This window comes from Anabaena sp. UHCC 0187 (assembly GCF_009712035.1).
In the GTDB taxonomy this organism is placed as follows: Bacteria; Cyanobacteriota; Cyanobacteriia; order Cyanobacteriales; family Nostocaceae; genus Dolichospermum.
Window position 1 is genome coordinate 1 of the sequence record NZ_VILB01000024.1, and the last position, 20,132, is coordinate 20,132.

The following is a 20,132-nucleotide window of genomic DNA, read 5'->3' on the forward strand; positions in this document are numbered from 1 at the left end:
TATTTGTGCAGAGATTTCAGAACATGAACTCATTATTTTATTCCCGCTAAAATTTTTCTAATAGCAGAAATGCCATTAAAAATACTTGCACAATCCAGGCAACAATCTCCACAGTCTAAAGTGTTGGGGGGGCATCCTTGTATACACTCGACTGTATAAATGGCTGAATTATAAGTCCCTGAGAATAATAAATTACCAGTGGCAGAATACACCGAAATTTTATATTTTAATGTGTACGCTGGAGCCTTATAACTTAGCCCTAAACTAGTGAATACCGGATTCTCAATAAAGCCTCCACTTACGGTAATAATTCGCTCCCATATTGCTGTTTGGCTGCAGGTCCACAAAGCTGCCCCGTGACTAAGGATTTCTACCGCGTAGCCAAATCCGGAGGAAGTAATCGGGCGAATAATTCGATATCCATAGTATTTAGTCCAATAAGTTCCCAGAGATTTTCTCTGCGTGCGGCTATCTCCTACGTGCGTATAAGTAAATTCAAAATTCCACCTTGCCTGGCAGGTAAGATCATCGCTTTCGATAGTGACGCTAATAGGAGTATCGGTAAAATCTTGAATACTTCCATCAGGGAAAGTTACGCGGGCAATATCACCCGCTTGACAATGTACGGGCATTAATATTTAGTAGGATCTAAAGTTGATTCTGAATCCACTTTTGCCAGATTAAAAATTATTTGATCAATCCTATATTGTGTAGTCCCTCTTGTAGTAAAGCTAGCGAATCCGTCCGAAAGGTACACGCTATTGTCATTATCTAAATCGTAAGCAGTCTGGCTAAGATTATCTTTTAGTAATTTCACTATTGCAACAATATGACCTTCAGCCGTTGCAGTAGTAGGAGTTGTCAGTCCCGCGCTAATAAGCAAGCTATCGGGAATAAAAAGCCCTTCACTTGGCGCAGCCGCCCCACTAGCCAAGCGTGTTGCACCTGTACCTAAAATTTCTACTAATGATTTTTCTGCCATGATGAATTAATTATTGTTAATAATGAATAATCAATTATTAGTTCATCTGCAAAAGTCTGTAAATATTCCACTTTTACATAAAAACGGAATATCAAATAATATGCTGTAACTATTGCCATATATGGAATACAGGTTATTATAGATAGTGGGTAATAAAGAAAGTATTCCAGATTTACCATCCTTCAAGGTAAAACCGGAATAGCTAAAGGTAAAACTTTTTTATGAAAAATGATAGATGCGGAAAAGCCGCAACTTTAACTGAAAATGATTACTCAAAATTAAGAAGAAATATTAAAACGCTTAAATACAAATTACTATTGGATCTAGCTTGGTACACGGGTGAAAGGTGGGGGGCTTTGGTGCAATTGCGGGTATCTGATGTGTACAATTTGGATAGCTCGCCACGGGACGTGATCACTTTTCGCGCTGCCACCAGAAAAAAGCGACCCGATGGAAGTTGTGAAACTAGACAAGTACCAGTGCACCCGGTTTTGTTTGAAAATTTGCGGAGTTACCAGCCTGGTTCTAATCCCTGGATGTTTCCGAATAGGGAAGGGGATAAAAGTGTGACCTGGCGAAATGTCTACGCGATTTTCATGAAGGCTGTGGAAAATGCTGGTTTAACTGCCAAAGGTATCAGCACTCATTCCACGCGCCGAAGTTTTATCACTAAGTTACATAATAATGGTGTGGCGACTGCGACCATCAAGAAAATTACCGGACACCGTGATTTTAAAGCTTTAGAAGGATATATAGACATTAGCGTTAACGAGATTAGAGGAGCAATCGCCACGTTATGAATATTCCCCAACCTATAAAAAGTAAACTTGCTCAACTGGCCACTTTTCCAGAAAAATACACACTGATAGAATTAGCTACTGAATTACAGACGCTATTGGTACTGACAAAAGAAGCGGAAATACTAGAAACAGAATTAACCCAATCTGCTTTAACAATTGAGTAGTGTTGTGGTATATTTGTACTTGGTAGATGAAAGTTTTGTTCTCCCGAAACTTCCCCATCCATGCGCGTTGGACGGGGAAGTTTTTTATTTTGGGTCACGCCGCTACTGGCTTAATTAGTAATTGAATTTCATTTGGCGACTTACCAAGTGCGATCGCTCTTTCAACTCGCTCTTTAATCTCCAAACATTTATCAGAAGTAGTATTACCACCAGGTATGTGGATGTGTTTAATCTTAGATTGGTAATAACAGTAGCGGTAATACCAATATTTATTACCGCCACGGCTAACATAATAAGCTTCAATCCATTGGTTAATTTTAGACTTTTCCAGAACATCATTTGCTTGTTCTGGAAAGCTCAATATTGAAACCGATGACGATTCTATAGGGTTTACCCCTAAGGTGGACTGTACTGAAGATGGGAGTAACTGCGACAACTCTGACAAGCATACTTTCACCTTAATGATTTCATCAGCAAAATATCCCTGCGCCTTAGAAACTGTATTAAACAGTTTAGTGATTTTAAATTGAGAATTTCTGGAAGAATGCCAATAAACTTTTCCCTCTTCAAAATGCCACCCTTGAACCGGTGACTCTTCCAGAACATCAATAACCGGACTCATCGCTGGTTTAAAATCTGGATGCAGTTTCTCCCAATCGGTCCAGGCAAGTTCAAAGTCGGTGATATTTTCAAAGTCGTCTGGGTCAGGCGGTTCGTCAGACGGATCATAAAAAAGTGTCGTTTGCCCATCAGACTCAACTTTTCCAGAACAATCTAATATCACCTCATCCCAGTACGGGTCTTTTATTACTGGGCGTTGGACTTGTTCATATTCTGCAAGGTTAAATAATGTACTCATGATTCCTCCACTGGTGCATGAGGAATCAGGTAGTAAGGACATGGTGAATAATTACCATGCGATAAATGCAGATAAAAAAAGCCTTTACAGTAAACAGCAATAGGGTAGTGCAAGCTCTGTATATCCAATTTGGTAACAGAGCCGGCATCATCATATAAACGAATTTTCATGGTAAACACTTGGTATTAAACTATTATCTACCACTGGCACGGCGTGTGCTAGGACGACGGAATGGAACTATTTGATGAGTTACTGACTGAGATAATTCTCTGAGTGCATCACACCAAACTAGAGCTAAATCGGTGGGCATATTCTGAAAGTCAATTTCAGAAATAAACCGTCTCTTGATCCAATTCTTGAAAATTTCCTTCTGGCAGTTGTAGGGGTTATTCATTTAAAATTTGTGGGTCAAAACCAATAATTGCAAATTTCTCGGCTATCCACTCTCTAGCAATGGGTGACATATTCCATTCAGTTTGCCACCTTCTGAGGGTTAGTTCAGCATCTTGGTAGCGTATTTCAAATGCGCTGGCAAGTTTCCTCGCTACAGATGTCATCAAGTTTGATTTTTCTGCTTTCTCTTCTTCTGATTTTTCAAAAAGTTCTGGCTTTGGTGCTTCTTTCTTTGTCTTTAACTTTGGAGGAACTATATTGAACTCTATGTTATTGTTTGCGCTGTTTTGAGCATTGGAAGGCTCAATTTCTACAGTTGGATTTGGTGGTATCTCATCTTCCATTTGCTCATCCTGACAAATGAGTGAATTCAAGGCTTTCTGTACTTTATCCACCTCTAGTTTATATTGCCAAGTTCTGTCATACTTGATGTGTGGGTTGTGACGCTTGCTAATAAATCCCAACTCTTCCAGAACAGAAATACCTTTCCTAATGGCGTGAACCCCATGTTCACCCATTAATTCATTCTGTAAACAGGACAAGGATTTATAAATCCATTCCCGGACTGTATTACTCATTCCATTTAGTTTGTTAGTCCAGAATTCAAATATTGCCAATAACTTGGCAGCACAATGATTACCAGTGATTTCTAGATAGTCACTCCTGAGTAAAACTAAGGGAGTTTTATCAGGATGTTGAATACAGCTTTTTGGCTTTGTTGTCATAATTTTGAATGCAAGAATCTGTCACCACCTAACAGTTAGGTGGTCAGGATGTTGATGGGATTTAATAAGTTATTTAGTCTTCTGTCTCTGTATGTACTGGGGGTCCGAAATTGTCGGGCAAGTCTGTTACCTTCTCAATCTTCAACTCTCTACATAAATTCTTGAGTTGAGAAATAGTGGGTCTAGCTTCAGCCCTCCCAGAAATCCACCGTAAATATGTGGTACGAGGTATGCCACATTTCATAGCGAATTCATCTTGAGTGAGCGTGGTGCGTTCAATCCGAAGGGTGTCCAATGGTGAATCACTCTCCTGTTTGTTTTTACTTTTTATCATGATAACCTAAGATGTACCAATTTGGCATACCTAATTGACATATTTAATTTGGCGTGCCATTATGGTACTTGTGAGACAACAACAAACCAGCCGAGTCATTAACTCGGTAAATAGTAAACACTTAGCTGGTTGCTCAAAGTCTCTCACCTTTACCGCATCGGTAAAACTGTGGACAGTTCACTTTTGAACACCCGCTCCCACCCCACACCGGGGATTACCACCAGGAGCAACAACCCACGCCTAGACCTTGCGTGGACAAACTGCAATCACCGGAGACTTAGTTGCTGATCACGAGTTGACAGCGCGGTGATATTTTCTCGTTTAATGTCCAGTCAACATAACAACTAACAACAAACAACGAACAAAAACATGAGGATAACAACAGTTCAAGAACTAAGAGAAAAGCTTGACGGTTTTGATAATGACACGCCTATCTTTGTAGACTATCAAGGTGTTCAATTCAACGCTGAACAAGTCAAAGAATGCGGTGATAGCCTAGTGATTGGCATTGGCTATAACAATGACCGAGAAGAGGATGATTTGGCTGGTGAAGAGTAATTAATACTCGCTTTTAGTGTGTTCCTGACCTGATGACTAAATTGGTAATAGGGGAAATTCTCTATTACCAATTACCAATTACCAATTACCAATTCTCATGGATCTACCATGTTGGTTAACTAAAAAGCAGCTATATGTTGCACAACAATTAATCAATCAAGGCTTTCACTACTGCGGTAATGCTGATGGTTATTGTGAGCCTAATTTCTCCATACCCATAATCGACGGCTGGGAATTATCTTTCCCACCTGGTGAGTGCTTCCTTGACGCAAGTTGCAACAAGGCATTATTTACCAAGAATCTAGAGGGTAAAGAATTTAATTTTCAAGCAGAATTAAAAGCTACTAGAAGATTAATTCGTACCGCATCTAAAGAATGCGATTGTACAGGTATAAACCATTATCAACTGGCTTTATTCTGATTATGAAAACATATCAAGATTTACTCAAACCTTGGGCTGTATTCTGCTTAAAGGAAGCATTTTGCCATGTCTGCGTTGCTAGGTTTCGCAGTAGAACTGATGCCGAACAATATCGGTCTTTGATGTCTCGCGCAAATTCTAAATTTTTCTATGAGGTAGTTTTTGATAATGATTAAAACCATCACCTACAAACGAATTATAAACTTAGGTAATTATGAAAGTAAGCATTTAGAGATTGCTTACGAAGTCGAGGAACATGACGACCCGATGGTTAAAATATCCGAGCTAATGGAATCAACGGAATGGAAGATTAGAGAAGACCAGACCGAACCAATTTTATCAGAAATTGCATCACTGCGTCACGAATTGCGTAGTTTGAAAACCGAACACCGAGAACTACTTGATAAAATCAATGGCAACAACTCAACTACTGATGGAGATATTTTTTAATGGATGAAATAATCATCGAGAAACCGTATTTAATCCCCTATGACGATGAGTACGTATTAGTTAGTAAACGTCGATTAATAGCTGGTAATAATTGCGTGGCAGCTATGGCTAATTTAATTTCTGGGCTAACCAATACGTCAATGACTTACATAATGACAAAATTCGCCAAGGAGTCTATCCGAATAGTTGAGAAATTGCCTCAATCAGAAATTGATGAACAGATTGAAATTATTACCGCAACTTACAACGAACACCCAAAGAAAAGCGCATGAAACCTGATCAAAAAGTTCTTCTCCCTTACAACGATAACTACGTACTAATAAACAAACGATCACTTTTAACTAATGGTGCGGTGATGGACAGCTTGATAAGCTATATAGCCAAAGAAAGAGGCGTACCGGAAGATCAAGTAGCGATGGAATTCGGGCTTGATGCCGTTCTATTTTTCCAAAAATTATCACAAGAGGAAATTAATAATAGAGTGTCATCAGTTATTGCTAGTCACTGGAAAGCAAGTTCATCAAAATTATCTATTACCACAGTTTGCAACCCGCCTGACGAGGCTGTTTAACCCAGCAGCCGAAACACTCCAATCCTGGAGTGTCGCGGATTGGGTCCAAACCAATCAGCAAAAAAAAGCACGATTAGCTTAGGGCTTTGAAAATGAATTAAGCTTTTGGCTTTCGGTTCTTCATAAGCTCGGTTAATTTGTGCTTTTAAAAATTGTGTTTTCCAGTGCTGCAAACATTGGAATTGCTTTGAGACTGAATCAGGCTGTTATGGCCTTTGGGTGATTCACAAGCGTTATTAACACAATCATTCCACCTACAGATAAAAACAGAATGACTAGAATTGTGGGGTTAGATGTTTCTAAGTCCAGCGTTTCCTGCTGTCTACTGACTGAAAAACCAAGCAACCCAAGAGAATTTTACTATGAATGTCGGTTTTATAAATTCCAAACTGATCACGCTGGGTTAACTGGGTTGATGCTACTAAAACCAGAAATTGCAATTCTTGAACCTACGGGAATGAATTACTCAAAATTTTGGGTAGAGCATTTGAGCCGCGCTGGGGTTGAAATTAGATTTGTTGGTCACAAACAGTTAAGAAATTACCGGGAAAATCACCTTGGCTTACCAGATAAAGATGATGATGCAGACTCTCTAGCTATTGCCTGCTATGGGTTTGACTATGGAAGTGATTTGAGTCGGTTTGTTCAAGTGCGCGATAGCGAAGCGCTGCTGCAAGCAGATCGCCTAATTTCCAGGATGAGAGAATTAGTTTTGCGACTTAACCACCTTTCCAGAATTCAATCACCAATCATAAATCGGGCCCGCCAAGATTTGGCTTGGCAGTTCCCAGAAGTCGCTTTGGTTAAATCAGTTCGTGGTGATTCTGGAAAAGTTCCGCTGCTGTGGGGATGGTTAGCTGGCGAGAGAGAAAGCAAAAAGTATGACCGGCTCTATGCCCAAACAGCAGGAATAGGTTTAACAGACTCAGTTAAGTTTCACGCTCAGAGAATTTGTAGTTTACAACTAGAAGAGCAATTAATTGAGGATGAATTAGATACACTGCTTACTGATGAAAGGTTTAGCAGCTATCGTGAAGCCTTCCAGAAATTCAATTTTGGCGATAGCGAAGCGCTCCGTAGGAATCGCTTACAATCTATAATTTTGTCCCAAATTTACCCACTAGAAAACTACTTGGGCGAGGATGGCAAACCAATTATCAAAATCAGGAAGGGGAGAAAATCTGGTAATCCTACCAAACGTCACCTGTCATTGAGAAAATTTCAGAAGGCTTTGGGAGTCGCGCCGTCCCAAGAATCAAGCGGTGATATATCCAAATCTAAGGTTTCTGGGGGTTCTGCCCTGTGCCGGCGGGCATTATGGCAGTGGGTATTCAGTGGTGTTGAACCTGTCAAGCGTCGGACTAATCCCATCCTGAATGATTTGGGCGTGTTTGTTGATGCTGAAAAGTTAGCAGGCAAACCAGTTAAATTAGTCAGGATGAGAGTAGCGGTCAAAGGTGTAAAACTCTTATTTAAGGAGCTTGTTTCGGCAACAAAAGTTCTAGACTGAAGAACCAGGTGCTTCTAAAAATTCCTCTTCTTCTGGGGTAGAAATGCGTCCTAAAATGGCGTTACGATGGGGAAAGCGACCAAATCGGGAAATTATGTCTTTATGTCGAAAAGCTGATTCAATCGCTTTTGCACTATTGGGATCATGACTAAGTTGTTGAAATAGCTTAATGCACTTGCGTTGATCAACTGGGTTTTCACTGTGTTCAAAGGGTAGGTATATAAACCAGCGTTGCACAGACAATAGTTGACGATCATAACCTTTGCTTGTAGCGTGTTGCGCTAATGAGATTGCTTCCCAGTCCGTGGCAAAGGCTTCTGGAGTATCACGAAACATATTTCGGGGAAATTGATCTAGCAGCAGAATTAAAGCTAGACAAGTTTCGGGTGAATTCATCCAATCATGTAAATATCCGGCTACCGCTTTTTGGTAATCTTCAAGAAAAAGGTCGCGGACTTTAGCATCAAAATCTGGCTGTTTTTCAAACCAAAATGGCTGAATTTTCCCATAATTTGGGTCATCTGGATAACCAAACCAAAAATCCAAAATAGTTGTTGCCTGTGACATTGCTGTTATTGATTATTACAAAGCACCTGTCGCATTTTACACAAGTTTGCTGGTAATTCCAAGTTCATGGCTTGTTCAATAAAAATTGAGGGAATGGGGATATTTGGGGTGGCTTGTACCGTATAGGCTAACAAAGTGCCATTACCCATATCTTTAAGTTCTAAACTGGCGTGAAAATCTGCAAATGAACCTGTTTCCATGCGAAACTGAACTTGCTGCCCTAGGATTTCCACCACATTCAGATAAATTTCTACTTGAGCCGTGAAAAACAAAAAGGCTTTTTGTGCGGCTTGATACAGACGTTTAACATCACCCTTAGAGATGATTTCGCTTTTAGTGATATCAGGAAAATACTGTACCCAGCGCGGATAATCTGTAATTTGTTGCCAGACATGGGATCTAATCAAGGGTACATACATCCAAGCGGTAACAGCACCACCCCAATGAGTATGTGATCTTGTTTGTAACAATATTTCTCCTTGAATCAGTAATCTTTGCTTATCTTGATTCCAGGGTATATCTAATAGCGGTAGCGTGGCGGCAGCCATACTTTTAAAATTTGAGTTTGACATATATAATCCAGATATAGTGATTTTGGTGACTTTTTAACTGATTAACTTTGATAATCTCATCGAGTTTAACTTACCCAATTCTAATTTAAAGTCCAATTCATAGATTTTTTGCAGATAATTAGTCTAAAGTTCATTTTTCATCATAGGATCAACATTTCTACATCCAGCGTCAATTGCAGTTAACAGGAAAACACTGTGAGTCAATCTTCTTTAAATGGCAAATTCATCCAGGGTTTTGGCATTCTTTTGGGTATGAGTGCATCCTTGTTTCTACTGAGAGGCTTTGGTATTATCACCTTCCTTCCTGGTGGTGTAATTACTCTACTGTTCTTTGGAGCGATCGCACTGGCAATTTTCAGTTATGCTCAGAGGAAATGGTGGCGTTTTTAGTTTCATAATTAATACTTACATCAAAAAACCTGACAATTAATTTATCAGCGGTAAAAAAGATGCAAAAGTATATATGCAGCGTTTGTGGTTATATATATGACCCAGAAATAGGTGATCCAGATAGCGACATCGCACCAGGAACACCCTTTGAAGATATTCCAGATGATTGGGTTTGTCCCACTTGCGGGGCAGAAAAAGCTGACTTTGAGTTATACGCAGAGTAATATGGAGATAGATCCCCGACTTCTCAAAGAAGTCGGGGATCTGAAATATTAGGAAAATTTTGATTTTGTTACCCTTGCAAATTGTAGTTATCGGTGGTGGTGCGGCGGGATTTTTTGGGGCGATTGCTTGCGCCCAAGCTAATCCTCAAGCCCAAGTGACTTTAATCGAAGCCAGTCGTCAACCCTTGGCGAAAGTTCTCATTTCCGGTGGGGGGCGTTGTAATGTCACTCATGCTTGTTTTGAACCAAAAAGTTTAGTCCAGAATTATCCCAGAGGTGGTAAAGCCTTGCTGGGTGCATTTACCCGGTTTCAACCTTTAGATACCATTGCTTGGTTTACGGATCATGGAGTCAACTTGAAAACTGAAGTTGATGGGCGGATGTTCCCAATTACAGATCGGGCGGAAACTATTGCTGAATGTTTGATTAAGGCTACTTTTGCTGCGAAAATAGAAATCTGCATTGGTACACCTGTAACTGCTGTTACCCGAAAAGACGCAGGTTTTGAAATTCTCCTCAAATCGGGAGAAACCAAAAAATGCGACCGCTTACTTTTAGCTACAGGTAGCGGGTTAGCCGGTTATAAAATCGCTAAAGAATTAGGTCATCACATCCAACCCCCTGTACCTTCACTCTTTACTTTTAATATTCCTGATCCCCAACTGCGAGAATTAGCAGGAATTAGCGTTAATTCTGTAAATTTACGGTTATCAGATTCAGGTAAAACCCCATTACAACAAACTGGTCCTTTATTAATTACCCATTGGGGTGTAAGTGGTCCAGCAGTTCTGAAACTTTCGGCTTGGGGGGCGAGAATTCTCCATGACAACCGCTATCAACATAAATTATTAATCAATTGGTTGCCAGATTTATCACAGGAAGAAGTTAGACAAAAGCTTTTAGTTGTTAAACAGGAATGGGGGAAAAAAGCGATCGCCTTACATCGTGGTGTGGACTTACCCCATCGTCTATGGCAATACATTATTACCCGTATCAGTATTACTGCGGAAGATCGGTGGGCAGACATATCTAACAAAACCTTAAATCAGTTAGCTCAAGAAATCTCTCAGGGAGAATACGCAATTACAGGTAAAGGCGTGTTTAAAGAAGAATTTGTTACCTGTGGTGGTGTCAACCTCAAGGAAGTTAACTTTAAAACAATGGAAAGTAAGTTAGTACCTGGTTTGTATTTTGCCGGTGAGATCCTAGATATTGATGGGATTACTGGCGGTTTTAACTTCCAAAGTGCTTGGACAACAGCCTATTTAGCTGGACAGGCTATGGCTGAAAGTAATTAGTTGACACTTCTAAATCTATACATTAAGGTAAGTATGGATAGTTTACTTTAATCATTAATATACAAGTATTTTATATTTTTTTTTGCATTAATCCTACACAAGTAGGCTTGATTCATAAAAAAAATGTATGCAGCGAATATTGCAGTAATGACTGTATAATTAAGCAATCTTAGCCGAGAAAAATACTTGTTTTTGTGAGAATTAATCAGAATTTGACCCATTTTGACCCATATTGTAGTGATTACGTAAATCTTTGTTAAAGATACTGACAAGAAGGTAAAATCAAAATCCCAAGATGTTACTTTAGAGAGATAATACTTATGCTTGTAGTAATAAACTCTACCTCAGCATAGTTTTATCCTAGTGTTTGATAGACTCTAACCTCTCACAAATTACGGAAAAATGGCGATTATTTCCTGCCTTTTGCAGAAAGATAGAGTCAGATAGTATACCTGAATTATTCATTCAAAACATCCTCTCCTCTACTACCTGAGAGATATGCAATCAAAGCAGAAAGGTGTTTTGCCTAAAACCACTCATTCATCAGCAAAGTATGAAATCATGTTATCAGAAAACGTAGTTAATAACCAATTAAGTGAAGCCCCTCTAGATTTACGCGCTCCTGTTTTTTCTAAAGTTAGGAAAGGAGGATGGTGGCTGCGATTAATCACACTACTTTTAGTAGATTTTACTGTTTTAATTATTGCTTGGATATTAACTCAATATCAGGTTTTCTGGTATACAGAGAATCGTTATTTCGCAATGTTAGCCACTATTTTGATCCAAATAGGTGCGTTAGCTGTCCAAGGAACCTATGAACCAGGGAATAAGCGTCATGACTATGGGAATATTATTAAAACCATGTTTTTTGCCCATGGTATCATTCTCCTAGTTTGTGTTTTGTATCAACCAATTGAGGATGTTTCCCGGTCAACATTAATCGGGTTTTGGTTGACAAGTACATCTTTTATTTGCATTGGTAGATTGGCAGTTAATTTGTTACTTGAATATCTACGCAGCAAAAAAGTATTAGGAAAAAATGCTATTTTTATTATTTCTTCGGAAAATGAGAAAGAGCAAATTATCGGCTTTATTCAAAAGGAAAACCGTTACAACATAGTCGGTAGTCGCAATTCTGATGCTTTAGATAAAATAAATAGGCTAGAAACTTTAGAAGCAATTAATAAATTGGGTGTAACCGAAGTTTTAGTTTCTTGGAATGTGATCAAAGATCAGATGTATTTATGTTGGCTATTTCAAGCATCGGGAATTATGGTACATATTGTGCCAATGGAATTGAAACCAATTTATAGAGACACAGTATTTCATAACATTGGAGGGATGACTTGTTTAAGTTTTGTTTCTCCAGTTTTGACAGGTAGAGATTTCTGGTTGAAGCGGGTTTTTGATTTTTGCTTTGCGTCCGTATTTCTGCTGTTAACTTTTCCCATATACATAGCTATTGCTATAGCCATTAAAATAGATTCTCCCGGTCCAGTATTCTATAAACAAACTCGTATAGGGTTAAGTGGGAAAGGTTTTAAAGTCTGGAAATTTAGAACTATGAGACCTGATGCAGATAAACTACAAAAAGAATTAGAAGCCTTAAATGAAGTCAAAGACGGTATTATCTTCAAAATCAAAGATGATCCTCGCATTACTCGTATAGGTAAATTTCTCCGTCGTTATAGCTTAGACGAATTACCTCAACTATTTAATGTTGTCTTGGGAGAAATGAGTTTAGTTGGTCCTCGTCCTTTACCTACTAGAGACGTAGATAAATTTTCCGAACGTCATTTTATTCGTCAAGAAGTATTACCAGGTGTAACTGGAATGTGGCAAGTTTCTGGACGTTCAGATATTATGGATTTTGATCAAGTCATGAAACTTGACCTGAGATATATTGAAAATTGGTCTCTGTTGTTAGATTTTCAAATTCTGTTCAAAACAGTGCAGGTAGTTTTGAACAAAGAAGGTGCATACTAAAACTACTTATTTAAAACAATGGATTCTAACAATTACACAGAAGAAATAGACTTTGCTCATTACTGGCAGATTCTAAAGCGGCGTTTACCACCAGCTATAGGCTTGTTTAGCCTAGTTGTTTTCTTGTTCACATTGATGGGTAACTTTCAAAAGTTAAGTTATGAAGTAGAAGGTAAGCTACTGTTCAAAGTAGACCGAACTTCTTCACTTATAGGAGTTGGTAAAGATGCACAAGACGTTCCCGTGCAGCTAGATAAAAAAGACCCTATAAGTACAGAAATAGAAGTAATTACTTCTAGCCCACTTTTGCAGAAGACTATTGATGCAATAAAAATCAAAGACAAAGCTGGAGTTTCTATTAAACCTGGAGTATTAAAAAAACAGCTAAAACTGAAAAATATTCCCGGAACAGATATACTAGCAATTTCTTACAAAAGCAGCAATCCCAAGGAAGCAGCCGCACTAGTGAACAATCTCATGAGCTTTTATATCAGAGAAAATATTCTGACAAATAGGGCAGAAGCAACTTTAGCTAGAGAGTTTATTGCTAAACAACTTCCCACGAGTGAAATTACTGTTCAGAAAGCAGAAATAGCTCTGCGCCATTTTAAAGAAAAGAACCGAATTATCTCTTTAGAAGAAGAAGGAAAAAAGGCAGTAGAGGTTCTGGCCGATTTAGATAAAAGAATCAGTATAGCTCAGTCTGAATTGGCAAGTGCAAATGCTAGATCAGTTGAACTTAGAAACAACTTAGACTTAGATCCTCAGCAAGCTATGAATTTGATAGCACTCGCCGAATCTCCTGGAGTACAACAAGTCCTCAAACAACTGCAACAATTAGAAGAACAGTTAGCTGTAGAGCAAAGCCGATATTTAGACTCAACTCCAGTAATTGTTAGCTTGAAAGCCAAAAAAACAGCAATCAATTCTATATTACAAGAGCGTATTAGCCAGGTTACTGGTAGTAACCTGCCAGTTGATATCAGTAATTTGCAAATAGGAGAACTCAAACAAAAAATAACTTATGATTTTATGCTGGCACAAATAGAAAGCTTAGGTATAACTCAAGAATTAAATGCTTTATATAAATCAAGAGCTAGTTATAAAAAACAATTAGACAGTTTACCGAAATTAGAGCAAGATCAGCGAGAACTGGAACGAAGATTAAAAGCTGCTCAGTCTACTTATGCAGTTCTTTTAGAGAATTTACAAGAAGCACGAGTTGCAGAAAATAAAAATACCAGTAAGGCTCGTATTATAGAACCAGCAATAGTTCCTGATAGCCCTTCTAGTTCTAAAAAAATTGTCAATATAGCATTAGGAATTGTATTAGGATTTATCTGCGGTATCGCTTTAATGATTATTTTAGAAATCCAAGATCAGCTTATTAAAACCCCCAAAGAAATTCAAGCAATATTTAAATATACCTTACTGGCGAGTATTCCTGCTTTGACAAAAAAGAAAAATCCTGTTTTTGATAAAAATGTGGAATGGCCTATTCCAGAGTTACCAGTGTTAGATAAACAGCATCAGCAAGTAGCAGAGATATATCGTATCCTTCAGGCTAATCTCAAGTTTCTTAGTTCAGAGCCAGCCTTAAAAGTGATTGTAGTCACAAGTACCGTTCCCAAAGAAGGTAAATCTACAGTTTCGGCAAATTTAGCCGTAGCGATCGCACAGTTAGGTCGTAAAGTCTTGTTAGTAGATGCGAATATGCGTCATCCATTGCAACATCAGATATGGAACATCACTAATACAGTTGGTTTGAGTGATTTGATTGTCAATCAAATAGAATTTGAGGCGGCTGTGCAACAAGGAATGGATAATTTAGATGTACTGACTAGCGGAGATATCCCTTTTAATCCTTTATCTCTGCTTGATTCTAAACGAATGGTTTCCTTGATTGAAGATTTTTCTCAAAATTATGATTTTGTCATTATAGATGCTCCTCCACTAGTAGTAGGTGTGGAAGCTTTGACTTTAGGCAAAATGACAGATGGGCTTTTGTTAGTAGCCAGACCAGGAATAATAGATATTACTAGTGCTACTACTGTTAAAGAATCTTTAGATAAATCAAAACCGAATATTTTAGGTCTTGTGATTAATGGGACGATTGTGAAACCTAAATCAGACAAATACTCCTACTATTTGACTCCGGCTGCCGTTGATATACAGTCTAAGGGTATTAATCAACATTTACTAGATGAGCAAATAAATAGCAAGACTAGTCAAAACTTGAATTTTATAAATGAGATTTTCAGTAATTTAAAAAAATAGCAACTTATGAATGGCATCAAAAAAAGCCTTGCTCAAATTAAATGTCTGAAAAAGAATAAAGTGGGCAAACTTGATTATTCTAAAAATGATATCGCTAAATTAAAAATTCACAATCACTAATTTTATTTACAATGTTAAAAAAACTATCTAAAATTAAATCAAAATTCAGTCCTAACTTATATAAATTCGTTGGTAACACCGCTTGGTTATTGGCAGATAAAATGCTGCGAATGGGTGTAGGATTATTTGTAGGACTTTGGGTAGCTCGTTATTTAGGTCCTGAAAAATTTGGGATCTATAACTATGCGATCGCCTTTGTCTCAATGCTGACTCCACTGTCAACCCTGGGGCTGGAGCAAATTTCAATTCGCAATATTATCCGCGATCCCCAGGAGAAAAATCAAGTTCTTGGTACTGCATTTGTTCTCAAATTTATTGGTGGTCTGGTTACTTTAACATTGACAATTTGTGGAATTGGTCTTCTCCGTCCGGGAGATATTTCGATTCGTTCATTAGTAGGACTTATAGCTATCGGCACGCTTTTTCAAGCATTTGATACTATTGATTTTTTCTTTCAATCTCAGCAGCAGTCAAAATATACAGTTTTCGCTAGAGGGACAGCATTTGCCTTGAGTAGTATTGGTAAAATAGTGCTAATTCAAATCCAAGCTCCTCTGATTATGTTTGCTGGAATTTGGTCAATTGAACTTGGTTTTGGAGCAGTTGGACTGGTATTTGCATATCACTTACAGGGTCATATTATTAGAAATTGGCGCTATAACTTTAATTATGCCAAAAAATTACTTAAAGATAGCTGGACACTAATTTTTTCTAGCATTGTCATCATGATCTATATGCGACTAGACCAGATTATGTTAGGACAGATGATTGGTGACCAAGAAGTAGGAATTTATTCCGCAGCCGTTAAAATATCAGAACTGTGGTATTTTATTCCTATTTCTATTGCTAATTCAGCATTTCCAGCTATCTTAGAAGGTAAAAAAATTAGTGAAAAAATTTATTATCAGCGCCTAGAAAAACTGCTAGGATTAATGTCATTATTATCCTATGCGGTGGCGTTACCACTCTGTTTCATCTCTAAAGATATAGTCGCTTTATTATACGGACCAGGTTATGAAGAAGCAGGATTAATATTAACAACTCATATATGGACGGGTATATTTGTCTCATCAGGTTTAGTGAGAAGCTTGTGGACAACCACCGAAGGCTTCATGAAATTTGCGTTAGCTTCAACTACAATCGGCGCTGTGATTAATGTTGTTTTGAATTATTTTTTCATTAAAACTTATCATGGTCTAGGAGCAGCAATAGCTACAGTAATTGCTCAATTCTTCGCTTCTTATGCTAGTAACTTATTCTTTAAACCAACTAGAAAAATTTTCATCTATCAAACGAAATCACTACTCTTGATTCCTTTAATAAAATTAATCAAATTAAAATTTACTTAATTTTCAATTGTTTCCATTATCATCATATTTATTGGTCAAAAAATATGCTAGATTTCAAATTTCAAACCCCTGTAATTTTCATTATATTTAATCGTCCAGATACCACAAAAAAAGTATTTGAAGCAATTCGTCAAGCGAAGCCACCCAAGCTATTAGTAATTTGTGATGGTTCGCGTCCAGACAGACCAGATGAAGCAGATAAAATCGCGAAAACACAGGCAATTATCGAGACTGTAGACTGGGAATGTGAAGTTTTAAAAAATTACTCAGAACAGAATTTAGGATGTAAAAATCGCGTCTTCACAGGTTTGGATTGGGCATTTGAGCAAGTAGGAGAAGCAATTATTTTAGAAGATGATTGTTTACCACATCCAATATTTTTTCAGTTTGCTCAGGAAATGCTAGATTACTATAGATATGATACGAGAATTGGGACTATCTGTGGAGATAATACTCCAGTAGGTTATAGCCGCACTAACGATAGTTATTATTTTTCTCTATACAATCGCTGTTGGGGATGGGCGACTTGGAAAAGAGTATGGCTAAATTACGATGTAGATATGAAAAAATGGCCTCTAGTCCGAGATAATAATTGGCTGCATGATATCTTAGAGGATGATTACGCAGTTAAAGTTTGGACAAACATTTTTAACGATACTTGTAATGGATTAAACGATAGTTGGGCTTATAGATTTACATTTTCACTGTGGATGGAAAGCCTACTGAACATTATACCCAATGTCAATATGATTTCTAATATCGGCTTTGGTAAAGGTGGAACTAACACATTCAATAGGGAAGATCCCAGGGCTAATGTTCCTAATCAAGCCATGAATTTTCCTATCCAACATCCACCATTTATAATTCGTGATACTCTGGCGGATGCGTTTACACAAAAATATGTCCACAATCCTGACAGTTTGCCAAAACGGATTAAAAATAAACTGAAAAAAATCTTGAAAGCCTAAATTTTTTATCACCATATCACTACATGGACATTCAACCTTTAATTTTAAGCTCTTCTGATATTGAAGGTGGTGCTGCTCGTGCCACCTATCGATTACATCAAGGGTTACAGACTATCGGCATAAAATCTCAAATGTTGGTACAAACAAAATTGACTGATGATCTGTCTGTTGCAGCATCCAAGACTCATTTTGTTCGTAGTCTAGCTGGTACGAGAATTACCCTCGATGTTATGCCCCTAAAAAACTATCCTCGCCGCCAGAAGACTACATTTTCTCCACAGTGGCTACCAGATAGAATCACTCGTAAAGTTGCCGAAATAGCCCCTAATATTATTAATTTACATTGGATTAATGCTGGATATATACGTATAGAAACAATTACCAAACTTCAGCCACCTTTAGTCTGGACTCTGCACGATATGTGGGCATTTACAGGTGGCTGTCATTACAGTCAAGAATGCGATCGCTACACAGAATCCTGCGGTGCTTGTCCACAACTAGGCAGCAGTAAAAATAGCGACCTATCTCGTTGGATATGGCAGCGCAAAGCTAAAGCTTGGGTAAATCAAAACCTGACGATTATTTCTCCCTCCACTTGGTTAGCAGAATTGGCTAAATCTAGTTCTTTGTTCCAGCACTCAAGAATCGAAGTTATTCCTCACGGTATGGATACTCAAAAATTCAAACCTATAGATCGACAAATAGCCCGATCTATACTGAACTTACCTCAAGACAAAAAACTTGTCTTATTTGGGGCTATTAATCCGACAGAATCGCGCAAGGGACAGCATCTGCTACAACCAGCTTTACAGAGCCTCAGTCAATCTGGCTGGCAAGACAAGCTAGAATTAGCAATATTTGGGGCAAATAAACCAGAAAAGCCTATAGATACAGGTTTTAAAGCACATTATTTAGGCAGATTCCATGACGATATTTCCCTAGCACTTGTTTACTCTGCTGCTGATGTTATGGTAGTACCCTCAACTCAAGAAGCATTCGGACAAACTGCCTCTGAATCATTAGCCTGTGGTACACCAGTTGTTGCTTTTAACGTCACCGGGTTAAAAGATATTGTCGAACATCAGCAAAACGGCTACTTAGCCCAACCTTATCAAGTTGAAGACTTGGCGCGAGGGATTGCTTGGATACTAGAAGATGAAGAACGCCGTCAAAAACTATCCTATCAAGGTCGTCAAAAAGTAGAACGCGAATATACTCTAGAAATTCAAGCTCGTCGCTACGCATCTCTTTGGAATGAAATTTTGTCCACCAGCAACCAGCAACCAATTCAGACCTTGATTAGTAAATAAATTAGGAGTCTTAATCACTTGACGAATAAGTTCCTACAGAGTTTATTTAGAGGTTTAGAAACAAGTAGCGTTGTTTTATTACTTTTGTACGCTGATACTCTTAACATACCGAGTGCTGTAGAAAAAGCTCTAAATGCCCTCAGCTATCTAATTGTCCTAATTTTGGTTATTAGTCAAGGTAAACGGATTATTTATGTTTTGACTAGAGATGTATCCTTGCTGCTTCTAGTTATGCTTGCTTTATTATCAAATTTATGGTCTCAAGTAATTGATATCACATCTCTCCACAGTAGATCCTTATTGCGTACCACATTGTTTGCTGTTTACTTAGCCAGCCGCTACACACCTGTAGAAATGATTCGCTTGCTGTCTTCAAGCATGGGTATATCAATAATTGCAAGCCTATCGCTGGGAATAACTATGCCGTCTATTGCTACTGAGGTTCTTCGTGGTGATGTTACTTGGAGGGGCATTTATGCATTCAAACAATATCTAGGTCGGGTTATGGCAATATCATCAGTAGTTTTTCTGATTAAGAGTTTAGACAAAAAATATAATCAGTGGCTGGCATGGCTGGGACTTGGTTCTAGCTTACTGTTGATTTTATTATCTCAGAGCAAAACATCTTTGATACTATTTACAACGGCTCTCTTAATATTACCTGTTTACAAAATCTTCACGCAGTCTGCCAAACTACGGACAATTCTTTTGATTTTTTTTGCTATACTATGTATTAGTATGGTAACAATAATTTTACCTAATCTGGAGTTCATACTAGTAGATTTGCTAGGTAAAGATATGGAATTTAATGGGCGAACCCCAGTATGGACTTTAAGTCTAGAAAAAGGTTTAGAGCGCCCTTTGTTTGGATATGGTTATGCTGGATTTTGGCAGTCTGATGATGCGCTTTATGTACTAAACAATACTTGGGGAGGGTTAATTTTTGCGAAAACAGGTGATTTTCATGCTCACAATGGTCTTTTAGATCTATTCATGCAATTAGGTTTTGTAGGATTAGGACTTTTTATGATTAGTCTGATCAGCCTATGTTATAGAGTGATTAAAATCATCATAATCACTAAAACCTTAGAAAGCTTTTGGATGCTACAAATTATTCTCATAAAAATTATTTTCAATCAAGTAGAAGTTATTACAATTCTCTCACCCAGTAATATATTTTGGATTCTTTATGTCTATATAGCATTCTCATCTTCCATTTGGTATAGAAGGCTATGCAACAATCGGCAAATAACATAGATATCTAAAATAAATAAGCAAAAATTATTCAAATTCAAAGAAGGATA

General features: G+C 37.9%; 26 protein-coding genes. 18 read left to right on the plus strand and 8 right to left on the minus strand.

The window, feature by feature from the left end; genetic code table 11:
- Nucleotides 1-32: 32 nt before the first annotated feature.
- Together FJR11_RS20375 and FJR11_RS20380 are read right to left on the minus strand one after the other, a co-directional pair.
- A complete protein-coding gene (locus FJR11_RS20375) occupies nt 33-632 on the minus strand; it encodes a hypothetical protein (protein WP_168507030.1) in 600 nt (199 codons plus the stop codon).
- Nucleotides 632-982, minus strand: a complete 351-nt coding sequence (locus FJR11_RS20380) for a hypothetical protein (protein WP_168507032.1) — start codon at nt 980-982, stop codon at nt 632-634. The genes FJR11_RS20375 and FJR11_RS20380 overlap by 1 nt, the downstream gene beginning before the upstream one ends.
- Nucleotides 983-1,203: 221 nt before the next feature.
- On the opposite strand from FJR11_RS20380, the gene FJR11_RS20385 reads away from it, so the two are divergent.
- Both FJR11_RS20385 and FJR11_RS20390 read left to right on the plus strand, forming a co-directional pair.
- On the plus strand, nt 1,204-1,782 hold the full coding sequence (locus tag FJR11_RS20385; RefSeq protein ID WP_168507034.1) for a tyrosine-type recombinase/integrase: 579 nt from the start codon (nt 1,204-1,206) through the stop codon (nt 1,780-1,782).
- Complete coding sequence (locus tag FJR11_RS20390) at nt 1,779-1,946, plus strand: hypothetical protein (protein ID WP_168507036.1); 168 nt, start codon at nt 1,779-1,781, stop codon at nt 1,944-1,946. Before FJR11_RS20385 ends, FJR11_RS20390 begins: the two co-directional genes overlap by 4 nt.
- A 94-nt stretch (nt 1,947-2,040) precedes the next feature.
- On the opposite strand, the gene FJR11_RS20395 is transcribed toward FJR11_RS20390, so the two are convergent.
- The 4 genes from FJR11_RS20395 to FJR11_RS20405 form a co-directional block, all read right to left on the minus strand.
- On the minus strand, nt 2,041-2,805 hold the full coding sequence (locus FJR11_RS20395; RefSeq protein WP_217358251.1) for a hypothetical protein: 765 nt from the start codon (nt 2,803-2,805) through the stop codon (nt 2,041-2,043).
- A gap of 193 nt (nt 2,806-2,998) precedes the next feature.
- Nucleotides 2,999-3,199 (minus strand): hypothetical protein, encoded by a 201-nt coding sequence (locus tag FJR11_RS23430; RefSeq protein WP_217358252.1) that lies wholly within the window; start codon nt 3,197-3,199, stop codon nt 2,999-3,001.
- Nucleotides 3,192-3,923, minus strand: a complete 732-nt coding sequence (locus FJR11_RS20400; RefSeq protein ID WP_217358253.1) for a hypothetical protein — start codon at nt 3,921-3,923, stop codon at nt 3,192-3,194. The genes FJR11_RS23430 and FJR11_RS20400 overlap by 8 nt, the downstream gene beginning before the upstream one ends.
- Nucleotides 3,924-3,996: 73 nt before the next feature.
- A complete protein-coding gene (locus tag FJR11_RS20405) occupies nt 3,997-4,257 on the minus strand; it encodes a helix-turn-helix transcriptional regulator (RefSeq protein ID WP_168507042.1) in 261 nt (86 codons plus the stop codon).
- Between the two features lie 369 nt (nt 4,258-4,626).
- Here FJR11_RS20405 and FJR11_RS20410 point away from each other — a divergent pair, with 369 nt between their 5' ends.
- From FJR11_RS20410 to FJR11_RS20440, 7 genes are all read left to right on the plus strand, one after another.
- Nucleotides 4,627-4,815, plus strand: coding sequence for a hypothetical protein (locus FJR11_RS20410; protein WP_168502852.1), 189 nt, complete (start codon nt 4,627-4,629; stop codon nt 4,813-4,815).
- A gap of 97 nt (nt 4,816-4,912) precedes the next feature.
- A complete protein-coding gene (locus FJR11_RS20415; protein ID WP_168507044.1) occupies nt 4,913-5,236 on the plus strand; it encodes a hypothetical protein in 324 nt (107 codons plus the stop codon).
- 2 nt (nt 5,237-5,238) lie between these two features.
- Nucleotides 5,239-5,412, plus strand: coding sequence for a hypothetical protein (locus tag FJR11_RS20420; RefSeq protein WP_168507046.1), 174 nt, complete (start codon nt 5,239-5,241; stop codon nt 5,410-5,412).
- Between the two features lie 112 nt (nt 5,413-5,524).
- The gene (locus tag FJR11_RS20425) at nt 5,525-5,686 is read left to right on the plus strand and encodes a hypothetical protein (protein ID WP_168507048.1); all 162 of its coding nucleotides are present in this window, start codon (nt 5,525-5,527) and stop codon (nt 5,684-5,686) included.
- Nucleotides 5,686-5,958 (plus strand): hypothetical protein, encoded by a 273-nt coding sequence (locus tag FJR11_RS20430; protein WP_168507050.1) that lies wholly within the window; start codon nt 5,686-5,688, stop codon nt 5,956-5,958. Before FJR11_RS20425 ends, FJR11_RS20430 begins: the two co-directional genes overlap by 1 nt.
- Nucleotides 5,955-6,257, plus strand: a complete 303-nt coding sequence (locus tag FJR11_RS20435) for a hypothetical protein (RefSeq protein ID WP_168502847.1) — start codon at nt 5,955-5,957, stop codon at nt 6,255-6,257. Before FJR11_RS20430 ends, FJR11_RS20435 begins: the two co-directional genes overlap by 4 nt.
- Before the next feature lie 271 nt (nt 6,258-6,528).
- On the plus strand, nt 6,529-7,767 hold the full coding sequence (locus FJR11_RS20440; RefSeq protein ID WP_168507052.1) for an IS110 family transposase: 1,239 nt from the start codon (nt 6,529-6,531) through the stop codon (nt 7,765-7,767).
- On the opposite strand, the gene FJR11_RS20445 is transcribed toward FJR11_RS20440, so the two are convergent.
- Nucleotides 7,759-8,334: a DUF924 family protein gene (locus FJR11_RS20445; protein ID WP_168507054.1), complete on the minus strand. Its 576-nt coding sequence runs from the start codon at nt 8,332-8,334 to the stop codon at nt 7,759-7,761. The two genes, FJR11_RS20440 and FJR11_RS20445, sit on opposite strands and share 9 nt — an antisense overlap.
- 5 nt (nt 8,335-8,339) lie before the next feature.
- A complete protein-coding gene (locus tag FJR11_RS20450; RefSeq protein WP_168507055.1) occupies nt 8,340-8,906 on the minus strand; it encodes an SRPBCC family protein in 567 nt (188 codons plus the stop codon).
- A 195-nt stretch (nt 8,907-9,101) separates the two neighbouring features.
- On the opposite strand from FJR11_RS20450, the gene FJR11_RS20455 reads away from it, so the two are divergent.
- The 9 genes from FJR11_RS20455 (at nt 9,102) to FJR11_RS20495 (ending at nt 20,085) form a co-directional block, all read left to right on the plus strand.
- Complete coding sequence (locus tag FJR11_RS20455; RefSeq protein WP_168507057.1) at nt 9,102-9,296, plus strand: hypothetical protein; 195 nt, start codon at nt 9,102-9,104, stop codon at nt 9,294-9,296.
- 59 nt (nt 9,297-9,355) lie between these two features.
- A complete protein-coding gene (rd, locus tag FJR11_RS20460) occupies nt 9,356-9,520 on the plus strand; it encodes a rubredoxin (protein WP_168507059.1) in 165 nt (54 codons plus the stop codon).
- Between the two features lie 65 nt (nt 9,521-9,585).
- Complete coding sequence (locus FJR11_RS20465; protein ID WP_168507097.1) at nt 9,586-10,818, plus strand: NAD(P)/FAD-dependent oxidoreductase; 1,233 nt, start codon at nt 9,586-9,588, stop codon at nt 10,816-10,818.
- Between the two features lie 561 nt (nt 10,819-11,379).
- Nucleotides 11,380-12,804, plus strand: coding sequence for a sugar transferase (locus tag FJR11_RS20470; RefSeq protein WP_168507099.1), 1,425 nt, complete (start codon nt 11,380-11,382; stop codon nt 12,802-12,804).
- An 18-nt stretch (nt 12,805-12,822) separates the two neighbouring features.
- Nucleotides 12,823-15,081 carry a polysaccharide biosynthesis tyrosine autokinase gene (locus FJR11_RS20475; RefSeq protein WP_168507061.1) on the plus strand — a complete coding sequence of 753 codons (2,259 nt, stop codon included), beginning with the start codon at nt 12,823-12,825 and terminating at the stop codon, nt 15,079-15,081.
- A 131-nt stretch (nt 15,082-15,212) separates the two neighbouring features.
- Nucleotides 15,213-16,550 (plus strand): flippase, encoded by a 1,338-nt coding sequence (locus FJR11_RS20480; RefSeq protein WP_168507063.1) that lies wholly within the window; start codon nt 15,213-15,215, stop codon nt 16,548-16,550.
- Between the two features lie 44 nt (nt 16,551-16,594).
- Entirely contained in the window at nt 16,595-17,518 is a 924-nt protein-coding gene (locus tag FJR11_RS20485; protein WP_168507065.1) for a glycosyltransferase family 2 protein, read from the plus strand.
- Nucleotides 17,519-17,547: 29 nt separating this feature from the next.
- Complete coding sequence (locus FJR11_RS20490; protein ID WP_168507101.1) at nt 17,548-18,828, plus strand: glycosyltransferase family 4 protein; 1,281 nt, start codon at nt 17,548-17,550, stop codon at nt 18,826-18,828.
- A gap of 18 nt (nt 18,829-18,846) precedes the next feature.
- The gene (locus FJR11_RS20495) at nt 18,847-20,085 is read left to right on the plus strand and encodes an O-antigen ligase (RefSeq protein WP_168507067.1); all 1,239 of its coding nucleotides are present in this window, start codon (nt 18,847-18,849) and stop codon (nt 20,083-20,085) included.
- Nucleotides 20,086-20,132 lie beyond the last annotated feature (47 nt).